This is a genomic window from Pedomonas sp. V897, from assembly GCF_051304405.1.
Lineage (GTDB): Bacteria > Pseudomonadota > Alphaproteobacteria > Sphingomonadales > Sphingomonadaceae > Pedomonas.
Genome location: NZ_JBPPGG010000002.1, coordinates 36203 through 54567 on the forward strand (window position 1 = coordinate 36203; position 18365 = coordinate 54567).

Here is an 18365-nt window from a genome sequence, read left to right on the forward strand (position 1 = left end):
CGGATAGGGAACACAGGCAAGACCGACGAAAACACTAGTAAATATGTATTGATCGGGCCCGGTGCCTGTCCCGCGAGGAAAGGCAGGGCTGGCCAATCGCGCCCGGGATGAGGAAAAAGAACTCATTCCGTCGGAAGGAAAGAGTTCAGTTCCGAGAGAAGAATTTCCGGCACTTCCTCTTGTGGACTGTGCCCGCACGGAAGCGCGCGCCCCCTCACGTGGCGGGCCTTGGGTCGCCAGCTCCCCTCGACATCAAACAGCCTTCCGACGGTGCCGTAGGCGCCCCAAAGGACCAGCAGCGGCGATTCAATGAGGCGTCCCGCGTCCGCCGCATCATCCTCCAGGTCAATGCTCGCGGCGGCACGATAGTCCTCACAAATCGCGTGCCGGGTAGCCGGATCCCGATAGCAACGTCTGTACTCAGCCACCACACGCGGATCGAGCGCGCCTTCAACCTTTATCTGGCCGGCCAGATGGCGATCGAGGAAGTAGTCGGGATCAGCCGCGATGAGCCGCTCAGGTAAATCGTAAGGCTGGATCAGGAAGAACCACCAGAAATAGCGCGTCGCGAATTCGCGATTGGTCAGGGCGTACATCGTGGCAGTGGGGGCGATGTCGATCAGGACCATCCGATTGACACGTTCAGGGTGATCCAGCGCCATCCGATGCGCAACGCGGGCGCCGCGATCATGGGCGACGACATCAAAACAATGGAAGCCAAGCTGCGTCATCACAGTGACCTGGTCTGCCGCCATGACGCGCTTGGAATAGGCCCGGTGTTCCGGGTCCCCAAACGGCTTGTCGCTGTCACCGTATCCCCGAAGGTCAGTGGCGACGACGGTAAACCGTTTTGCGAGTTCGGGTGCGACCTTGTGCCAGGTGAGGTGGGTTTGCGGGTGGCCATGCAGGAGCAGCAGGGGCGGCCCGGAGCCGCCGACGGCCGCTCTGATCCGTATTTCACCGGCGCTGATGTCCTGCACCTGAAAGCCGGGCATCAAGTCATTGTGCTCAGGATGGGCAGTCATGGCGTCGTTCAACTTTGAACCAGGGATTGCTGTTGAAATGCGCTTGTTCGAACCGGCGGATGCGATGGGCAAAGGTCAGCGTCTCGCCGATGCGATCAAGTCCCAGCATGAGGGCGCGCCGCAACGATTGATCGATTTCAAAACGTACGGAATGTCTGCCGGATTGAATGCGTTGCGCGTCGAGATCGACCGTCATGTGACCCGCGCCGTCATCAAGACTTTCCATCAGCTCAGTCACTTGCGCTTGCGGCAGGGATACGAGGAGCAGTCCATTATTCGCTGCATTGTCAGCGAAGATCGCGCCAAACGATGATCCTATGATGCCGCGGATGCCGTACTGCAACATGCCCCAGACTGCATGTTCGCGGGATGACCCGCAACCAAAATTGGCACCGACAAGCAGGAAGCGGGTGTTCTCCATGCCGGGTCGGTTCAGGATGAACGAGGGGCGCGGGGCGCCGCTTTCGTCGAACCGCAGGTCGTGAAAAAGCCCGACGGCAAGCCCCGAACGGTCGATGCCCTTCAGAAATGATTTGGGCATGATGACATCGGTATCGAGATTGGCGGCGGGCAGGGCGGCAACCGGACCCGATACGCGAATGAACTTCTCCATTAGTCATCTACTCCTGTGGAAAACAGGCGCACATCGGTGAGCTTGCCGGTCACGGCTGCCGCGGCAACCATCGCAGGGCTCATCAGGTGCGTTCTGCCGCCGACACCCTGACGCCCTTCGAAGTTGCGATTTGTGCTGGAGGCACATCGCTCCCCCGGTGCGAGGCTGTCGTCATTCATGGCGAGACAAAGCGAACAGCCCGATCGCCGCCATTCAAAACCGGCTTCGACAAACACGCGATCGAGCCCCTCGTCCTCGGCGGCCTTTCGTACCAGACTGCTTCCCGGTGCAATCATCGCCCGCACACCCGGCGCGACCTTGCGTCCTTTCAGGATTCTGGCCGCGTCGCGGAGGTCGGAAAGGCGGGCATTTGTGCAGGAGCCGATAAAGGCGCGATCAATCGTGATGTCCTGGAGCCTCGTGTTCGGCTTGAGTCCCATATAGTCGAGGGCGCGTGCGGCATCGGCGCGGCGATCGGCGGGCAGGGTTTCGGGATCGGGAACCCGATCGGTTATCGCAAGCGCCTGGTCCGGACTCGTTCCCCAGGTGACCATTGGCGGGATATCGCTCGCGTTAAATGTCCGTTCCTTGTCGAATGAGGCGTCAGGATCGCTCCGCAAGGTTCGCCATTGGGGGATGGCAAGGTTCAGCAGGTCGGCGGACGGTGCGCGTGGGCGCTGCGCGACATAGGCGATAACCTTTTCGTCAGGGGCCATCAGCGCGACACGCGCGCCGCATTCAACCGCCATGTTGCAGATCGTCATGCGCGCTTCGAGGTCCAGGGCGCTGATCGCTTCCCCCGCGAACTCGACCGCATGGCCGGAAGCTCCCGCAGCGCCGATCTGACGTATCACCTCCATGATCAGGTCTTTCGCGGTGATCCCCACGGCAAGGCGCCCATGGACCGTAATCCGCATGTTCTTCAAGCGGTGGTAGATGAGCGTCTGCGTCGCCAGCATGTGCTCGATGTCGGATGTGCCAATTCCGAAGCCCACGGCTCCGAAGGCGCCGTAGGTCGTGGAGTGGCTGTCACCCGCGGCGATGACCATGCCAGGAAGCACAAGGCCAAGCTCGGGCATGACCACATGCTCAATTCCCTGGCGGGGGTCGTACACATCCAGGATTTCGACCCCGAAATCACGGCCGTTCTCCAGGAAATATGCGATCTGCCGACGGGCGCCGTCATCGAGCCGGCCCGCTCCGGGGTCCGGGTGGGTCGAGTTCACATGGTCAACGACGCCAAGGGCGGCCTCCGGGCACCAGGGTTTCCGTGCCGCATGGCGAAGTCCCGTGAATGCCTGGGGGCTGGTGTATTCGTTGAGGACTGTCCTGTCGATATAGAGCAACAATCTTTCGCCGGGGCTGTTGGCTCCTTCGAAAGTCATGATGCGATGTGCGTCAATTATCTTGTCGTAGAGAGTTCTGGGCGCCGACATCGAGGACCTTTTCCTGCAGATTTGTCGGGCCGGATTTTCGGTAAAAGGTTGATATTAATCCAATGCTAGGACAGTATCAATTGATGCGACGGGGTATGCGACGGGCAGGTCTCATATGGACACCGTGTGGCTCGAAGATTTCATCAAGCTTGCGGAGGAAGGCAATTTCTCCCGGGCCGCCGAAGCCCGCAACCTGACCCAGCCAGCCTTCAGCCGCCGCATTCGTGCGCTCGAAGAGTGGGTGGGGGCGACTCTCGTGGACCGCGATACCCATCGCATTGAGCTGACCGAGGCGGGCCAGGCGTTCCGGGTGCTTGCGGAAGAAATCGTGCGTCGCCTGACACTGGGGCGGGACTACGTCCGCGAGATCGGCGGGACGATCAGTAATGAAATCCGTTTCGCATCGACGCATGTCCTGTCGTTGAACTTCTTTCCGTCCTGGCTCAGCGGCATCAGCGATGGGCGCGAAACCGGCACGATAACGCTGATTGCCGATAATATGGTGGCGTGTGAGCGCTTTATGCTCGAAGGCAAGGCTGACTTCCTTTTGTGCCATCATCACGCGGCAGCGGCGCATCGGCTTGATCCGGCTGGTTTTACATCCCTGAAGTTGGGAGAGGACATCCTGATGCCGGTGGCTGCTCCTTCCGAGGATGGCATGCCGCGCTACAGACTGCCGGGGCGTGCGGACCAGCCGCTTCCCTATCTGGAGTTTGAAGAAAAATCCGGCATGGGCCGCATTCTTCAGGCGGCTCAGGTGATCCCTGCGGGCTGCGCTTCGCTTCGGACCGTCTTTCGCTCCCACATGGCCGCCGTGCTGATGTCCATGGCCCGTGACGGGCGTGGCATTTGCTGGGCACCGCTCAGTGTGGTGCGTGCCGATCTGGAAAGTGGCCGCCTCGTTGCAGCGGGCGAGGACCACTGGAATGTCCCGCTCGAGATCAGGCTTTACAAGCCGATCGCGCGGAGAAGCCCGAGCGTGGAAGGCTTCTGGAGTATGGTCAAGAACTGCGTGCAGAAACAGGCGGAGAACTCTGCCATAACGTTGTCGTAACGGCGTAATAATATTACGCACACTCAGCCTACATGGCGAGAATAGTTTTATGTCTAACCGGCATTGGAACCGGTAATTACCTCACCGTAGATTTTCCCTGCCCTTGCACCAGCCGGATGGGAGGCTTGGCAGTGCCAAGGGGGGGGAGGAAACCGTGGAACAGGGTAAGACAAACGCGAGCGCCAACTTACTGGGAGGCGCATCTCTTGTAGCTGTGGCGCTCTGTGTGACGTTTGCAGGCCCTGCGCGTGCGCAGGATGTGGCCGAAGTCAACGACAGTTCACAGGTCCATGATGACAACATGGTTGTGGTGACGGGGTCGCGCATTGGCCGGTCTGCTCTTGATTTGCCGACTCCAGTTGGCGTCGTTACCGCGGACGCTCTCGCAAACAATAATGCGCAGTTCGATATCGGCCGCGCCCTCGCGCAACAACCTGCGATCGGCTTTTCAGGCAGCATGCAGCAAAGCCAGCAGGGAGGGGCCTCGGGCTCGCGCGGCGAAACCAGTGGCGGTTTGGCTGCGGTGGACTTGCGAAGCCTGGGCGCCAACCGCACGCTCGTGCTGGTGAATGGCAAGCGCCGCGTGGCCGGTACGACGGACAGTACAGCGATCGACCTGAACTCGATCAACCCCAACCTCATTGACCGGATCGAGGTCATCACCGGCGGCGCTTCGGCGATCTATGGCTCGGACGCTGTATCCGGTGTGGTCAACATCATTCTCAAAGAAGATTATGACGGGGTCCGTTTCTCCTTCAACGGCTCCCAGCCCACGCGCGGATCTGAAGGTTTTACCTATGGCGGCAGCCTGCTGGCCGGGACGAAGTTCGCCGGAGGGCGCGGGCATGTCTTGATTGCTGCGGACTACACCGACGTCCGGGAGATTACACCGCGACAGGCCGACATGAAGAATTACGTCGCGATGTTGAATCCGGCGGACACCGGGCCGAACGACGGTATTCCTGACATGATTGTGGTGCCAGGGGGCGAATCTCTTCGCTTTTCGGGTTATGGCGTTGTCGGGTTCAACAATGACACGGGCGGTCTTGGACGGTACGTGTTTAATGACGACGGCTCGGTTCGTCCTTACCCGACCGCGAGCCTGACCGACGGTGCTCTGTTTGGCATCTACGAGAATTGTGGCCAGGCGTGCTTCCGTTACGATGATTCGATATCGATTGTTCCCGATATCGAGCGCTATAACCTGAATCTGAGCACGTACTACGATTTTAGCGACAATATTCGCGGCTATTTCTCGGTCGACTACAACGATACATCCAGCCTGGGTCGTGGCCAGCCTGTGATCCAGGCGGCGAGGCCGATCAGTGTGGCCGAAAATGCCTTTCTCAACGAGGATTTCCGTGCGGCCCTTCTCGACGCCGGGGTCACGACGGTGCGGCTCGATCGCCTCTATACGGACCTTGGACTGCGCTACAGCCGGGTGGATCGCGACAGCCTTTCCTTTGCCGGCGGGTTCAAGGGGACGATCGAAACAGGATTTTCGGACCTCAACTTCGATATCTACGGAACGTACGGCCGCACGAAGGCAAAGTTCACCGGCTACAATCGCTTGCTTGTCGGGAATTTGAGCGCTGCCCTCGATGCCGTTATCGATCCCGCCACCGGGGCGCCTGCGTGCCGTATGGATGTCCCGGCCTTGCAGCCGCCGGGCTACGATCCGCCGAAAATCGTGGGCGGTGTGCCGTGCGCTCCGTTCAATCCCTTTGGTTCGACCGCAAGTTCCCAGGCGGCGCGCGACTTCGTGACGGCAACGACCGTCTCCAGAGCTTTCATACGCCAGGCGACGGCAGGTTTTTCGCTCGCAGGCGACACCGGGAAGGTTCTCACCATGCCAGGGGGAGGTGCCGTCGGTTTCGCGCTTGGCGCCGAATACCGCAAGGAACGTAACGGCCGCACAACTGACCCCCTTGTCAAGGAGGGCCTCACCAATCAAGCCCCGACCCAGGACTACAAAGGCGGCTATCATGTTACGGAATTCTTCGGAGAGCTGAGTGTCCCCTTATTGACGGATATGCCCTTCGCAAAACTGTTGTCCGTCGAGGGCGCTGTCCGTCATGCGGACTACAGCCACGCCGGCACGGCAACATCCTGGAAGGCGGGTGGGGTCTGGGAGCCTGCGGACGGGTTCCGGCTTCGAGCGACACTGGGTCGGGCGATCCGCGCACCGAACATCTTCGAGGCATTCCGGCCAGCCGAAGGGCAAACGACAAATGTCGACGATCCCTGCTCGGAAACCAACATCAAGGAAAACCCGCACCGCGCTGCCAACTGTGCCGCACTTGGACGGCCCGACGGCTTCGTGCCCCTGAATGGAGGGATCGGCGTACCGTTTGTCGTGTCCGGCAACGAAAATCTGAAGCCCGAGGTTTCGGATAGCTGGACGGCGGGCTTTGTGTTCTCGCCGGACTTTCTGCCCGGTCTTCAGCTCTCGATTGACTGGTTCGACATCAAGATCAAGGATGCGATCAGTTTCCTGAGCCCTCAGCAGATTGCGGAAAACTGCGTTGACCGCGCGGATGGCCCGGATACAGATCTTTGCAATCTGATTACGCGTGAGACAAATCCGGCCAGTCCGAACTATTTCGGAATTAAAACCGGAAACAGCACCTACGTGAATACGTCCAAGTTGAAGACGTCCGGATTGGATGTTCAGCTTTTCTATGCTCTGCCAGTCGCGGGTGGCCGCCTGTCTGCAAACGTCGCGTTCACCTATCTGCACCGCCTTCGGACATATACATTCCAGGCGCGGCCGGACCTGTATACCGTTCTGGAGGGGTTCTACGGTTATCCCAGATACAAGGGGGTCATGGGGCTCTCCTTCAGCAAAGGCCCCCTGACGATCGGGTGGCAGGGCCGTTATCAGTCAAGTCAATCGCTGACGGATATTTCGCCCGGGATCAGCCGCGAACTTATCTCGCATCGTAAAACGGGTTCTCGGTTCTACAACGATATCTCGGCATCGTATGTCCTGGCGATGACTGGCCAACGGGAAGCCAAATTCTCCTTTGGTGTCCAGAACCTCTTCAACGAAAAGCTGCCCACCATGGAGTCGGTCCAGGTGATCGATGCTTCGGGTGGAGGTTTTGACCAGTTTGGTCCCATTATCAGGCTCGGGGTGGAAGTTAGCTTCTGATTTCCCTTGGGGTTTTTTGTGGCTCGGGCGCAGGCGTGAGCCTCAAAAGGTGCGTACAAACCACACGAAGGATCCGGGCAGGAGACGCACATTGACTGCCGAAACACATCGCCTTGCCCGCCAGAGGGGGCTTCTGGGGGTCGTCGAACGCGTAGGTAATTACCTGCCTGATCCGACGATGATTTTCATCTATTTGATTGCGGCGCTGATGTTGTTGTCAACGCTCGCAGCGGCTTTGGAGTGGAGTGCCTCCATTCCGTTCAGGGGAGGCAGCGTTCCCCCGAACGCTGACCTCGCGAATGGAGTGCTGACCTACCGGGCACAGAACCTCTTTTCAGAGCAGAACATTGCCCGGCTGTTCAGCGAAATGCCCCGAACGTACACGAGCTTTGTCCCGCTCGGTGTCGTCCTGACCATCATGCTGGGCGCGTCTGTTGCCGAGCGGTCCGGCCTGTTCTTCGCCCTGATCCGGGGCTCTCTTCGGAACGCCTCACGTCGCTACATGACGCCGATCATCGCGTTTGTGGGCATGGTTTCACATCATGCTGCGGATGCCGCTTACGTCGTTCTGATCCCCTTGGCTGCGGTGCTCTTTGCATCTGTCGGACGCCATCCTCTGGCAGGCATCGCCGCCGCGCTCGCCGCCGTCTCGGGTGGCTATGCCGGCAATATCTTTCCTGGTCAGCTTGATGTGGTGCTGTTCGGCTTCACGCAGGAAGCCGCCCGAATTGTCGAGCCCTCCTGGAAAATGAACCCTCTCGGCAACTGGTTTTTGATCCTCGGGATCGTCATCCTGTTCACGCCGATCATATGGTTCATCACCGACAGGGTTGTCGAACCACGTCTCGGTGTGTGGGAGGCGGAAGTCGACGATACGCTGCGTGAAGATCTCGAAAAAGGTGCTTTGACGGATGCGGAGCGCCGGGGGCTGCGGCAGGCTGGCCTCGTGGGCCTTGTGGTGATTGCCGCATTTGCTGCGCTGTGCCTTTGGCCTGGTTATACGCCATTTATTGATGAAGCTGCTCCAGGGCCGCAGCGCCTGCAACCGCTATACGGATCAATCATCGCGGCATTGTTCATCCTGTTTTTAGCGTCTGGCGCGATGTTCGGGCACGCGGTGGGAACGGTAAAGACGTCTGCCGATATCATCGACATGATGCGGGAGGGCGTTCGGACGCTCGCCCCCTATCTGGTATTCGTGTTTTTTGCTGCCCATTTTGTCGCGATGTTCAACTGGTCCGGTATCGGGCCCATCATCGCCATCAACGGGGCGGTCTCGCTTGAGGGCCTGGGTATTCCCGCTTCTCTGCTGCTTGTCTGTGTGCTGCTTCTGTCCTCGTTTCTCGATCTGTTTATCGGATCGTCAACGGCAAAATGGAGCGTTCTGTCGTCGGTGGTCGTGCCGATGTTCATGATGCTGGGCATCAGCCCGGAGATGACCACCGCCGCGTATCGCATGGGCGACAGCTACACGAACATTATGACCCCGCTGATGAGCTATTTCCCGCTGGTTCTCGTGTTCTGCCAGCGTTGGGACAAGTCGGTTGGTGTTGGCTCATTGCTGGCGCTGATGTTGCCCTATGCGCTGAGTTTTATGGTCGTGGGGATCGGAATGACGGTTGGATGGGTCATCTTCGACCTCCCCCTGGGGCCCGGTGCAAAGGTGTTTTATGAATTGGCTGCGCATGTGTGCCGGTGACAGTCGGCCTGCCATGACGGTCGCCGAGACGTGGTGGTGACCACATTGGTGCCATGCTTTGACAGGAGTGACCGAGACATGTCCATCGATCTGCGATCCCTTGAAGCCGAGATGGCTGCGTGGCGCCGGCATATCCATCAGCATCCGGAGCTCGGCTATCACGAGCACAGTACGATGCGTTTCATCCATGACTTGCTGGTGGACTTTGGCGTTGATGAAATCCACACGGGGATCGCCGGCACGGGCATTGTCGCCACCATTCGGGCCGGCCAGTCACGCCGGGCAATCGGCATCCGTGCGGATATCGATGCGCTGCCCATCCCGGAAATGACGGAGTCTGATCACCGCTCCTGCATCCCCGGGGTCATGCATGCCTGTGGGCACGATGGCCACACGGCGATGTTGCTCGGCGCGGCCAAATACCTTGCGGCCACCCGGAATTTCAATGGCGCTGTTCATTTGATCTTTCAGCCTGCCGAGGAGGCGCTTGGCTGCCCTGGGCCCGACGGCGAACTGGAAGGTGGAGCGAGCGCCATGATACGAGCGGGGCTGTTCGAGCGCTTTCCGATGGAGGCCATCTTTGGAATCCATAACCGGCCGGGAATTGCGGCTGGCAAGCTCGCAGGCCGCCCGGGCCCGCTTTACGCCGCGGCTGACCGTTTCGAGATCGTGGTAATGGGGAAGGGCGGACACGCGGCGCGCCCCCATCTTGCTGTCGATCCTGTTCTCGTCGCAGCGCACATCATAACGGCCATTCAAAGTATTGCTGCGCGCAACGCGGACCCCATGGATTCTGTTGTCGTCTCGGTGTGTACGGTTGAGGCGGGGACGGCGGTCAATATCATCCCGGATGAAGTCTGGATGGGTGGCACGGTTCGGACGCTTTCGCGGCAGAGCCAGGATGCCGTCGAGAAACGGCTGCGCGAGATTGTAACCGGGGTCGCGGCTTCATTTGGCGCGACGGCCAAACTCTATTACGAACGCGGGTACCCGGCCCTTCATAACCCGGCCGATCTGTATGCAAGGGTTCGGGAGATCGCAATTGGCGTCGTTGGTGCCGATCGTTTTGTGGATCTCGATGCGCCAAGCATGGGCGGCGAGGATTTTGCGCGGTACCTCGACGTTGTGCCTGGGTGCTTTCTGCTCCTCGGTAATGGGGATGAGGGCCCCGGGGCCGTGATGCTGCACAATTCCCACTATTCCTATAACGACAGCATTTCGCCTACCGGCGCAGCATTTTTCGTGGCGTTGGCGGAGGCGTTTCTCCCCCGGTAGCCGCATCGCGCGGCGCGTGTGGACGGTGGTGCCGCCGTTTCAGCGCGCCGAGCGGCGCATTCAATCGAGCCTTCATCGAGTGCGCATCGATTGATCCGAAAACCGTATTGGCGCCAATTGAAAGCTTTCTGCAATCTGTTCCAGTTGAGAGCCTGTCCGCCTTCCCTCGATTTCCCTGACGGGAAGCGCGATCGAGTTCGGGAGCCTGAGTGTGAAGCCTCACGTTTGGCGGTCATCCCTTCTTTGCCGTATGGGGCGTGGCGCCCTGATTGCCGCTGTGGCTTGCCTGGGGATGGGCAGTTTGCCACCGGTCACGTGGGCACAGGCGGAAACCAGGGAGCAATATTCCCTCATTCCACGTAAGGCGCTTTTTACGGCTCCCACATACTCCGATTTTCAGATCAGTCCGGATGGGAAGAAACTTGCCTTCCTCCATCCCCTGAATGGGGTGCTCAATGTCTGGGTCGCACCAATTGACGACCTCAACGCCGCCGCCCCCTTGACGCGCTTTGACAATCGTCCCCCGGCTTCTTTCCAGTGGAGCGCGGACGGCCGCTACATACTCATCTTGAAGGATGTTGGCGGTGAAGAGCATAGCCAGCTCTGGATCGCGAATTTGAGTACACGGAGCGTTGTCAACGCCACGAACGATCCGGACGTGCAGACGAAAATCATCAAGCTGTCGTCCAGATTTCCGGACGAAATACTCGTCGGCATGAACATCAGAGACCCGCGGTACAAAGACGTCTACCGGATCAACCTGAAAAGCGGAAAGCGCAGGGAGGTTTTCCGCAATGACGGGCAGTATATTGATTTCATTGCAGACCCTGATCTTAACATCCGTGTCGGCATACGGACCGGCAGGGATGGATCGTGGTCCTATTTCCGTTTTGACCCCGCCGGGCCGACGGAATTCCTGACGGTGCCCCTGTTTTCTCTGCGAAACTCCAAGCCGCTTGGATTGAATGCAGAGGGCCGTCTCATGATGCTCGACAGCCGGGGGGCGGACAAGGCGAACCTGGTTTCGATCGATATTTCCACCGGCAAGAAAACCGTGATGGCCGAAGCCCGCCATGCAGACATCATCGAGCCATTGATTGACCCGCAGAGGGGTACACTGCTCGCGACCCGCGAAGATCCGCTTGTGAGTGAATGGACAGTGCGTTCGGATGATGTGCGCGCCGAATTCGCGGCCCTTGAAGCTGCAGCTTCAGGTCCATTCCGGATCGTTGGGCAGACACCGGATAACGCCCGATGGCTCCTCCTTGAAACCGTTCCAAACCATGCCGACCGTTACAGTTGGTGGGATCGGAAAAGGCGTGTTGTAACGCCGCTGGTTTCGACCCGCCCGGAGCTCGACAAGCACAGGATTGCGCGGCGCCTGCCCGTCATTATCAGATCGCGGGACGGGTTTGATCTGCCAAGCTATCTTACCCTCCCGACATTTACCAAGTTCGGTGAAGATGGGTTGCTGGAAAAGCCGGTGCCCCTTGTCCTTCTCGTCCACGGCGGGCCCTGGCTGCGTGACGACCAGTCGTTCGATCCGCAACATGCCTGGCTTGCGGACCGGGGATATGCGGTTCTGTCGGTCAATTTCCGCGGATCCAGTGGTTTCGGAAGTGCTTTCATGGCCAAGGCGGACCGGAAATGGTCCGAGACGATGCATGATGATCTGATCGATGCGGTCGAGTGGGCGATTGCCAAAGGGGTGACGACCAGAGACCGCGTTGCCGTCATGGGGCTGTCTTACGGTGGCTACGCGACACTTGTTTCGCTCAGCTTTACGCCTGAGACGTTTCAGTGCGGTATCGATATGGCGGGGCCAAGCAATCTGGTTCGACTCACCGAGTCGATTCCGGAATGGTGGAGCTGGCAGAAGCCGCAGTTTCTCAACCGGATAGGCGATCCGTCCACGCCGGAAGGCGCTGAAGACCTGTTCCGGCGCTCCCCGGTCTCCCGTGTGGACGCGATCACAAAGCCGCTCCTGGTCACGAACGGGGCGAACGATCCGCGCGTCTTCCCCGATCAGTCACAGGAAATCGTGGATGCACTGACAGCACGGGGCAAGCCGGTTACCTACGTCTTTTATCCGGACGAAGGGCACGTTTATGCCAAGGATGAAAGCAACATTTCCTTCGCTGCAATCGCGGAACATTTTCTTTCACAGTGTCTTGGGGGACCCGTGGAACCCTTCGGCGACGATCTCGTCAATTCGCACGTCGACGTGAAAGCGGGAGCCGAATATGTGCCGGGCCTTCGGCAGGCACTTGAAGGAAAACGCGAGGGAAAAGAAGGGAATTCCTAGCTTTTCCGGCCCGGATTGGCCGGATCGCGTTGATTTCTGTGGCCGTTAAGGCGGATCAGGAGGAGAGGGCGGGATATCCCGCGCTGTTGACGCTGCCGGGGCTTGCAGCGTCGTGTGCTCCCCGTTTCTCAAGCCAGTGCCCCCGAATGTCCCTTGCAGAGCAGGCTTTGGGGCGCTCACCAGGGTCCAATGAGAGCAAAGACGAGCCGGAAACGGCCAAACGCGAGGAAATCCGGGGAGGGCTGGAGGGCTTTGGGGATGGTCAGTGGCGGAGAGGGCGGGATTCGAACCCGCGATACGGTTTTGCCGTATACTCACTTTCCAGGCGAGCGCCTTCGACCACTCGGCCACCTCTCCGCATGCTGTTGTCAGCAAGTGCCTGGAAGCGGCGCGCACTATACTCATCTGAACGCGTCAGGCAAGGGAAACCGAAGCCCGTCTTTCACATCAGGCGAAATTTTTGCAATCCGCCCCGGTGGCCGGCCGGCCGGGCCGGTCTGGCGGGGAACGCTGTCCGCTTGCCGATCCGTCCCGGCTCTGTTAGGCAGCGCGCGAGTTTCCGCTACTGCCGAAGAGAGTTGCCATGATCCCTCGCTATGCGCGTCCTGCCATGACCGCGTTGTGGGAGCCTGAGGCCAGGTTCCGCATTTGGTTCGAGATCGAAGCCCACGCCTGTGACGCCCTGGCGGAGCTGGGCGTCATCCCGAAGGAGGCCGCCAAGGCCGTGTGGGAGCGTGGCAACTTCGACATCCAGCGCATCGACGAGATCGAGCGCGAGGTGAAGCACGACGTGATCGCCTTCCTCACCTCGCTGGCGGAGTTCGTCGGCCCCGAGGCTCGCTTCGTCCACCAGGGCATGACCTCCTCCGACGTGCTGGACACCTGCCTCAATGTCCAGCTGGTGCGCGCCGCGGACATCCTGCTCGCCGACATCGACGAGCTGCTGGCCGCCCTCAAGCGCCGCGCCTTCGAGCACAAGATGACGCCGTGCATCGGCCGCTCGCACGGCATCCATGCCGAGCCGGTCACCTTCGGTCTCAAGATGGCCGAGGCCTACGCCGAGTTCTCCCGCTGCCGGGAACGCCTGGTTGCCGCCCGCAAGGAAGTGGCCACCTGCGCCATCTCCGGTGCCGTCGGCACCTTCGCCAACATCGACCCGCGCGTCGAGGAGCATGTGGCGAAGAAGCTGGGCCTGGAGCCGGAGCCCGTCTCCACCCAGGTGATCCCGCGTGACCGCCACGCCATGTTCTTCGCGACGCTGGCCGTCATCGCCTCGTCCATCGAGCGCGTCGCCGTCGAGATCCGCCATCTCCAGCGCACCGAGGTGCTGGAGGCGGAGGAATACTTCTCGCCGGGCCAGAAGGGCTCGTCGGCCATGCCGCACAAGCGCAACCCGGTGCTGACCGAGAACCTGACGGGCCTCGCCCGCATGGTGCGCTCCTACGCCTTCCCGGCGATGGAGAACGTCGCCCTGTGGCACGAGCGCGACATCTCCCACTCCTCGGTCGAGCGCTTCATCGGCCCGGATGCCACCATCACCCTCGACTTCGCGCTCGCCCGCCTCACCGGCGTCATCGACAAGCTGGTGGTCTACCCGGAGCGGATGCTGAAGAATCTCAACAAGATGGGCGGCCTCGTCCACTCCCAGCGCGTGCTGCTGGCGCTCACCCAGGCGGGCGTCTCCCGCGAGGATGCCTACCGCCTCGTGCAGCGCAACGCCATGAAGGTGTGGGAATCCGACGGCCAGCTCCAGCTGCTCGACCTGCTGAAGCAGGACGAAACCGTGACCAGCAAGCTCTCGACCGAGCAGCTGGAGGAGCTGTTCGACCTCGGCTACCATCTGAAGCACGTGGACACCATCTTCCGCCGCGTGTTCGGGGAAGCGTAAGGGTTGACGTTGAAAGGGGTTTTGCGGGGGGATCTGTCATCCCCCTGCACCCCCTTGTCGTTTCAAGGGCCGCGTCCTTCATAAGGGGCGCGGCCCTTTCCTGTTGGGGGCCAGGAGGGGCCGGGTCCCTCCTGCACAACATGCGGACACGTTCCCCTGCGGGTGGTGGGCTTGACGGTTGCGCGCAGGGCATGAATAGAGAGCCGGTCTATTTTACCGGCAAGGGAAGGCAGAACAGGCGTGTCAGACCCCATCGTTTTGGTGCCGCAGGAGATCGTGGATTTCGCCGTGTCGCTGGCGGATGCCGCCCGGCCGGTGCTGCGCCGCTATTACCGGGCGCCGATCGATATCGACATCAAGTCTGACGCCTCGCCGGTCACCATTGCCGACCGGGAGGCGGAGGCCGCCATGCGCGCCCTCATCAACCGTTACCGCCCGGACGACGGGATCGTCGGCGAGGAGTACGGCAATGAGCGCGAGGATGCGGACTGGGTGTGGGTGCTGGACCCCATCGACGGCACCAAGTCGTTCATGACCGGCCGGCCCATCTTCGGCACCTTGATCGCGCTCCTGTATCAGGGCGTGCCGGTGGTGGGCATCATCGACCAGCCGATCACCGGCGACCGCTGGATTGGCGTCAAGGGCCAGATCACCTGGTTCAACAACGCGCCCACCACCACGCGGCCGTGCGAAACCCTGGCCTCCGCCGTGCTTGCCACCACCGCGCCCGAGCTGCTGAACCCGGACGAGCTGGCGGTGTTCGAGACCTTCCGGCGGCAGGCGCGCGCCACCGTGTGGGGCGGGGACTGCTACAACTACGGGCTGCTGGCCTCGGGATTCATCGACATCGTGATCGAGTCCAACCTGAAGCTCTATGACTTCGCGGCGCTGGTGCCGGTGGTGGAGGGCGCGGGCGGCCTGATGCGCGACTGGCACGGCGCGCCGCTGACCGCGAAGAGTGATGGCAAGGTCATCGCCTGCGGCGACCCCCGGCTGCTCGAGGCCCTCCTCGGCGACGTGTCCGGGTAGGGGCGGGCGGCCCGGCGCGCCCGCCGGCGGTTGGTGCGCCGTCGCGGATGCACTACATTGGCATCATGCCCCGGAAGCTGACCCATGTGGCATTGCACGTCCGCGACCTTGAGGCGAGCCTTGCCTTCTATCGCGACTATTGCGGCCTGCATGTCGCCCATGAGCGGGCCACCGGCAAAGACGGGGCGCGGGTGGTGTGGATGGCGGCCCCGGGTCAGGACCGGCGTTTCGTCATCGTGCTGCTGCCGGGCGGACACGGGCGCGAGCAGCCGCCGCAGGATTTCAGCCATATCGGCATCGCCGTCGACTCGCTGGCGGAGGTGGAGGCCATCGCCGCCCGGGCCGAGCGGGAGGGGCGGCTGGCCTGGCCGGTGAAATCCGAGCCCTGGCCGGTGGGGACCTATTGCGGTGTCTACGACCCAGACGGCGCGGTGGTGGAGTTCAGTTTCGGCCAGCCGCTGGGCGAGACAGCCGGTTAATACAGGGAGATGCCGCCGCATCCCCGGAACGCGCAGGGGGACGGGCGGGCGGTATCCCCTCGGGCGGTATTGTCTTGCTAAAGCCGCATTTGGCAGGCATAGCCAAGGGGCCGGTCGCCAGGGCCGGATTGTTGATGTCTTTGTCCGCGCCCGGAACCGTTGGGCGCAGGCGCGATTACATTCTTCCTTCCTTCTGGCCGATCTTTTTGTGTCGCGTTGCAGCGCATTTGGGCCTTTGCCTCGTATTCGAGCTTCTCTTGAAAGGACGACTTATGATTGTTGGCACCGTTAAGTGGTATAATGGAACCAAAGGATACGGCTTCATTCAGCCGGAAGAGGGCGGAAACGACGTGTTCGTGCACGCCACCGCGGTAGAGCGGGCCGGTATGCGGAGCCTGGTGGAAGGGCAGCGGCTGTCCTTCGAGGTGCAGACGGACCCGCGCTCGCGCAAGTCGTCCGCTGTCAACCTTCAGGCGGCTGATTAAGCAAGACCGCTGACATTTGCTCCCCGGCCGGCGCGCCCGGCAGGGGAGAGGCTCAGGGACCGGGAGGCTCCCGGCCGTTGATGTGCCCGGCCAGACCATTCGGGGGCCGGGGAGCATCCGGCCTTGCGCCCAAGCGGACGGGTTCGGGCGCAAGACCCGGCCTCGCGCACCCGAACCAGCCCCCCGAGCCTGCCGTAGCGCTTTCGGGCGGCCCTTGCAGCGGCCGCACCCTGGAGATCGCGGCACCCCATCGTTCGGAGACGTGGCCCCGCCCTCGGGGCAGGCCGCGTCTCCGGGCGCCGCCGTGCGTTTCTCGGCGGCGAATTTTCGGCCGTGAGGCGTTTGTAGTGAAAGGAGAGTCCGGCCATGGCCAAGGAAGAAATGATCCCCTTCGAGGGTGTCGTGCTGGAGGTTCTGCCCGACGCGCGGTTTCGCGTGCAGCTTGAATCCGGCCACATCATCATCGCCTATACCGCGGGCAAGATGAAGAAGAACCGGATCAAGACCCTCGCCGGCGACCGGGTGACCGTGGAAATGTCGCCCTACGACCTGGAGAAGGGACGTCTGATCTACCGGCACAAGGATGCCGGGGGTGCGCCCATGGGGCCGCGTCCGCCGGCGCGCGGCGGCCAGCGCCGCCGCTGACGAAGGCGTGCGGCCGTCGCCGGCCCATGCCGGCGGTGCCTGCGGCGCGCCAGGAAAGCAGCAGGGCGGGGATGGTTGCGTGCCAGCCGCTTCTCTGCTTTCCTTGCGTTCCGGGGGCCTTGCGCTCCAGGGTGGCGTGGAGAGAGGACATGGCGGACGCCGACAACCGGCCTGGCCGGTGGCATGTGGGGCTGGCGGAGCTGCGGGAGCAGCTCAGGGGCGCGCCTCAGCCGTTCGTGACCGCCCTTGCCCACGGCACCATGAGCGTGGAGCTGTTCGCCCCGCGCGGCGCCGATACCCAGCAGCCCCACGCGCAGGACGAGCTGTACATCATCCGGGAGGGATCCGGCTGGTTTCTCCACGAGGGCGAGCGCGTTCCCGTCAAGGCGGGGGACGTGCTGTTCGTGCGGGCCGGGACGGAGCACCGTTTCGTTGACTTCACGCCCGATTTCGAGACCTGGGTGATCTTCTGGGGCCCGGAGGGCGGTGAAGCCTGAGGCTGGCCCGGAGCGGGCCCGCCAGGGCGCGAAAGTCGTTGCCTTTCGGCGGCGCGCCTTGTATACGCGCAACCTTCGAGTGGGATCGCCCGGCTCATATGGGCTGCCGTGGCGATCCGTAATGCGAACCGGAGCGGTCCTCGTGGCCGCATAAGGAGGTAGGCAAAATGCCCAAGCTGAAGACTAAGAGCGGCGTCAAGAAGCGCTTCAAGATGACCGCTTCCGGCAAGATCAAGCACGGCCAGGTCGGCAAGCGCCACGGCATGATCAAGCGCACGCCCAAGCAGATCCGTCAGAATCGCGGCACCGCGATCATTTCGGACGCGAACGCGCGCACGATCAAGAAGTGGGCGCCCTACGGGCTCGCATAAGGCCAGCGAAGGAGATCTGACATGGCACGTGTTAAGAGGGGCGTTACCGCCCGCGCTCGCCACAAGCGGGTTCTGGAACAGGCGAAGGGCTACTACGGCCGTCGCAAGAATACCATCAAGGTCGCTCGTCAGGCCGTCGAAAAGGCCGGCCAGTACGCCTACCGCGACCGCAAGGCCAAGAAGCGCAACTTCCGCGCCCTGTGGATCCAGCGCATCAACGCTGGCTGCCGCGAGCTCGGCTTCACCTATGGTCAGTTCATCAACGGTCTGAACAAGGCCGGGATCGAGCTGGACCGCAAGGTTCTGGCCGACATCGCCGTCCGCGAGCCGGAGAGCTTCAAGGCTCTGGTCCAGAAGGCCCAGGCCGCTCTGGCCTAAGTCTTCCGGGTTTGCCGGATTTGCCGAAGGGG

16 protein-coding genes and 1 tRNA gene are annotated in these 18365 nt (G+C 61.6%); 13 read left to right on the forward strand and 4 right to left on the reverse strand.

The genetic code is table 11. The features are described 5' to 3' along the window. Positions 1–122 precede the first annotated feature (122 nt). The 3 genes from ACSJJU_RS06260 to leuC are packed head-to-tail and all read right to left on the reverse strand — an operon-like array spanning position 123 to position 3074. On the reverse strand, positions 123–1025 hold the full coding sequence (locus ACSJJU_RS06260) for an alpha/beta fold hydrolase (protein WP_435914443.1): 903 nt from the start codon (positions 1023–1025) through the stop codon (positions 123–125). Then, positions 1009–1638: a 3-isopropylmalate dehydratase small subunit gene (gene leuD / locus ACSJJU_RS06265; RefSeq protein WP_435914444.1), complete on the reverse strand. Its 630-nt coding sequence runs from the start codon at positions 1636–1638 to the stop codon at positions 1009–1011. The genes ACSJJU_RS06260 and leuD overlap by 17 nt, the downstream gene beginning before the upstream one ends. Further along, positions 1638–3074 carry a 3-isopropylmalate dehydratase large subunit gene (leuC, locus tag ACSJJU_RS06270; protein WP_435914446.1) on the reverse strand — a complete coding sequence of 479 codons (1437 nt, stop codon included), beginning with the start codon at positions 3072–3074 and terminating at the stop codon, positions 1638–1640. The genes leuD and leuC overlap by 1 nt, the downstream gene beginning before the upstream one ends. 115 nt (positions 3075–3189) lie before the next feature. Between leuC and ACSJJU_RS06275 the strand changes: the two genes are divergently transcribed. From ACSJJU_RS06275 to ACSJJU_RS06295, 5 genes are all read left to right on the forward strand, one after another. Next, positions 3190–4128: a LysR family transcriptional regulator gene (locus tag ACSJJU_RS06275; RefSeq protein ID WP_435914448.1), complete on the forward strand. Its 939-nt coding sequence runs from the start codon at positions 3190–3192 to the stop codon at positions 4126–4128. A 154-nt stretch (positions 4129–4282) separates the two neighbouring features. After that, positions 4283–7282 (forward strand): TonB-dependent receptor domain-containing protein, encoded by a 3000-nt coding sequence (locus ACSJJU_RS06280; protein WP_435914450.1) that lies wholly within the window; start codon positions 4283–4285, stop codon positions 7280–7282. Positions 7283–7373: 91 nt separating this feature from the next. Next, positions 7374–8981, forward strand: a complete 1608-nt coding sequence (locus tag ACSJJU_RS06285) for an AbgT family transporter (protein ID WP_435914451.1) — start codon at positions 7374–7376, stop codon at positions 8979–8981. A gap of 78 nt (positions 8982–9059) precedes the next feature. Continuing rightward, complete coding sequence (locus ACSJJU_RS06290) at positions 9060–10256, forward strand: M20 aminoacylase family protein (RefSeq protein WP_435914452.1); 1197 nt, start codon at positions 9060–9062, stop codon at positions 10254–10256. A gap of 301 nt (positions 10257–10557) precedes the next feature. Beyond that, the gene (locus ACSJJU_RS06295; RefSeq protein ID WP_435914453.1) at positions 10558–12561 is read left to right on the forward strand and encodes a S9 family peptidase; all 2004 of its coding nucleotides are present in this window, start codon (positions 10558–10560) and stop codon (positions 12559–12561) included. A gap of 266 nt (positions 12562–12827) precedes the next feature. Here ACSJJU_RS06295 and ACSJJU_RS06300 read toward each other — a convergent pair. Beyond that, a tRNA-Ser gene (locus tag ACSJJU_RS06300) sits at positions 12828–12918 on the reverse strand. A 226-nt stretch (positions 12919–13144) separates the two neighbouring features. Here ACSJJU_RS06300 and purB point away from each other — a divergent pair. From purB to rplT, 8 genes are all read left to right on the forward strand, one after another. Next, the gene (purB, locus tag ACSJJU_RS06305) at positions 13145–14449 is read left to right on the forward strand and encodes an adenylosuccinate lyase (protein ID WP_435914455.1); all 1305 of its coding nucleotides are present in this window, start codon (positions 13145–13147) and stop codon (positions 14447–14449) included. Between the two features lie 258 nt (positions 14450–14707). Continuing rightward, a complete protein-coding gene (hisN, locus tag ACSJJU_RS06310) occupies positions 14708–15478 on the forward strand; it encodes a histidinol-phosphatase (RefSeq protein ID WP_435915069.1) in 771 nt (256 codons plus the stop codon). Positions 15479–15525: 47 nt separating this feature from the next. After that, positions 15526–15957, forward strand: a complete 432-nt coding sequence (locus tag ACSJJU_RS06315) for a VOC family protein (RefSeq protein ID WP_435914456.1) — start codon at positions 15526–15528, stop codon at positions 15955–15957. Between the two features lie 272 nt (positions 15958–16229). Then, positions 16230–16442 carry a cold-shock protein gene (locus ACSJJU_RS06320; RefSeq protein WP_435914458.1) on the forward strand — a complete coding sequence of 71 codons (213 nt, stop codon included), beginning with the start codon at positions 16230–16232 and terminating at the stop codon, positions 16440–16442. Positions 16443–16808: 366 nt separating this feature from the next. Further along, a complete protein-coding gene (gene infA / locus ACSJJU_RS06325; protein ID WP_435914459.1) occupies positions 16809–17087 on the forward strand; it encodes a translation initiation factor IF-1 in 279 nt (92 codons plus the stop codon). Between the two features lie 149 nt (positions 17088–17236). Then, on the forward strand, positions 17237–17584 hold the full coding sequence (locus tag ACSJJU_RS06330) for a cupin domain-containing protein (protein ID WP_435914461.1): 348 nt from the start codon (positions 17237–17239) through the stop codon (positions 17582–17584). A gap of 167 nt (positions 17585–17751) precedes the next feature. Next, on the forward strand, positions 17752–17955 hold the full coding sequence (gene rpmI / locus ACSJJU_RS06335) for a 50S ribosomal protein L35 (protein ID WP_435914462.1): 204 nt from the start codon (positions 17752–17754) through the stop codon (positions 17953–17955). A gap of 21 nt (positions 17956–17976) precedes the next feature. Beyond that, positions 17977–18333 carry a 50S ribosomal protein L20 gene (gene rplT / locus ACSJJU_RS06340; RefSeq protein ID WP_259278304.1) on the forward strand — a complete coding sequence of 119 codons (357 nt, stop codon included), beginning with the start codon at positions 17977–17979 and terminating at the stop codon, positions 18331–18333. Positions 18334–18365: the final 32 nt, after the last annotated feature.